Here is a 2,198-nt window from a genome sequence, read left to right as displayed (position 1 = left end):
GTGCCTCCCGTGACGGGGGCACCGGGCCGCAGGAGCCGTTCCGGGCTCAGCCGAGCAGCCGCTTCAGCCGCTCGCCCGCGGCGCCCAGCACCGTACGGGCCTCGGCCAGCGTGTCCGCGTTCACCCCGCCGTCCCGGGCCGCGTCGCGGACCTGGTCGCGGAAGCGGTCGAGCAGCCGCTCCAGCTCGCGGGCCGGGTCCCCGGCCGGGTCGGTGGCGGCCCACGGCGGCAGGTCGGCCGGGGTGTCGGACCCGTCCTTGTCCAGGTCGATCCTGGTCACGGTGACCCGCTCGGCGGGCTCGGCGGGCGGCTCCTCCGCGCCGTGGCCCCAGCGGGCCGCGTCGGCCAGGCCGGCCAGGCCCTTGGTCAGCTCGGACAGGCCCTCGGCCAGCCCGGTCGGCCAGTCGCCCTTCGCGGCGTGCTCGCGCACCTGCTGCTCGACCCGGCGCTTGATCCGCAGCGCCTCCTGCTGGGCCGCGGTGCGCGAGGCCTTGGCCTGCTCGCGCAGCCGTCGGGCCTCCGCCTCGGCGGCCTTCGCCTTGGCCTTGGCGGCCTTCTCCTGCTCCCGGGCGCGCTTGGCCTGCTCCTTGGCCTGCTGCTTGAACTGGGCGAACTCCTCCTTGGCGCGCTGCCAGGACTCGTTGTCGCCCCAGGGCCCGGCCCACGGGTCGCCGGGCTCGGTGCGCTCCGGCCCGGGCGCCTGCCGGGCGGCGTTCCACAGCTCCTCGCGCAGGTCCTTGGCGCTGTCCCGGACGTCCTCGCGGATCGCCCCGGCGAGCTGCGCCACGGAGTCCCGGATCTCCACCTCCAGCTCGTCCAACTCGACCTGCCGGGCTTCGAGTTCGGCGCGCCCGGCGTCGGTCAGCCGGTACACCTTGCGGCCGCCCTCGGTGCTGTGGGCGACCAGGCCCTCCTGCTCCAGCTTGGCCAGCCGCGGGTAGACCGTCCCGGCCGAGGGGGCGTACAGGCCCTGGAACCGCTCCTCCAGGAGCCGGATCACCTCGTAGCCGTGGCGCGGGGCCTCGTCCAGCAGCTTCAGCAGGTAGAGGCGGAGCCGGCCGTGGCCGAACACAGGGGTCATCTCAGGCCTCCTTGGTGAGGTTCGGGGTGCCCGGGCCGGCCGGGAGCTCCTTGACCACGACCGGGCCGTCCTCCTCCGCCTCGGGGCGGCGCAGCACGGTGACCGCGCCGGAGACGGTGGTGACGTGGAGGCTGCCGCGGCCCTCGCCGAGGCGGCCGGAGATCTTCTTGGCGCCCCAGGTGCTGCTCATCTGGAGCTCCTCGAAGGTGCTGGAGACGTCGCCGCTGGTGGAGCCGGCCTCGACGGTGGCGTCGGCCAGCGAGGGGATCCGGATCACGACGGCGCCGCTGACGGTGTTGACCTTGACGTCGGTCTCGCCGGCCACGTCGAGGTCCAGGGTGACGGCGCCGGTGACGGTGTTGGCCTGGACCCGGTCGGCGGTGCCGGCGATCACGGTGAGCTGCCCGGAGACGGTGTTGACCTTGAGCCGGCCGCCGACCGCGTGGGCGTCCACGTCGCCGGTGACGGTGCCGGCCTCGATCTGGCCGGTGACCCCGGCGAGGGTGGTGTCGCCGTTGGCGCTCTGCACCGACACGTGCCCGCTGACGCCGCTGACGGTGGTGTCGGCCGACACGGTGCCGACCTTGACCTCGACCTCGGTCGGGACGGTCACCGTCACGGCGGCGATCCGCTTGCGCTTGAAGGAGCCGAAGAGGTCCTTCACCGAGCCGACCGACTTGAGCCGGTCGCCGAACTCGCCCCAGCTGTGGATGTCCTTGTAGGTGACCGTCAGGACGCCGTCCACCAGGGTCACGTGCAGGGGCTCGCCGGCCAGCTCGGTGACCTCCAGGCGGGTCGGGCCGTCGGCCGCCACCACGTTCACCGTGCCCTCGATGGTCCGCACGTGCAGCGCGCGCACCGGCTCGTCGAAGGTGATCCTCTCGGTGCCCTCGACCGTCCACTGGCTCATGTCCGTCGCCTCCCGTTGTCGATCGCGATGTATCGCGTTCTCTTCTAAAGACGATATATCGCGTGCTGGCAGAGTCAAGCGCCCCGACCCCCGAACCCGACCCCGATCCGTCCCCGAGGCCTCCCCTACGAGGCCCCCGGGGTTCCGCATCCCTCCGCACCCTCCGCACCCTTCAGCACCCTTCCGTACCCGGACACGCGTGAGGCC

2 protein-coding genes are annotated in these 2,198 nt (G+C 73.6%); both read right to left on the bottom strand.

Features of this window, described 5'->3' with window-relative positions; all coding sequences use genetic code 11:
- Positions 1 to 46 precede the first annotated feature (46 nt).
- On the bottom strand, positions 47 to 1,081 hold the full coding sequence (locus tag ACFU7Z_RS38885; protein ID WP_049649443.1) for a PadR family transcriptional regulator: 1,035 nt from the start codon (positions 1,079 to 1,081) through the stop codon (positions 47 to 49).
- Position 1,082: 1 nt separating this feature from the next.
- Positions 1,083 to 1,991, bottom strand: a complete 909-nt coding sequence (locus ACFU7Z_RS38880; RefSeq protein WP_074001425.1) for a DUF4097 family beta strand repeat-containing protein — start codon at positions 1,989 to 1,991, stop codon at positions 1,083 to 1,085.
- Between the last annotated feature and the right edge of the window lie 207 nt (positions 1,992 to 2,198).

This window comes from Kitasatospora sp. NPDC057518 (assembly GCF_042802075.1).
Lineage (GTDB): Bacteria > Actinomycetota > Actinomycetes > Streptomycetales > Streptomycetaceae > Kitasatospora.
Note: the sequence above shows the minus strand (reverse complement) of the source record. Positions and strands in the feature narration are given on the sequence as shown.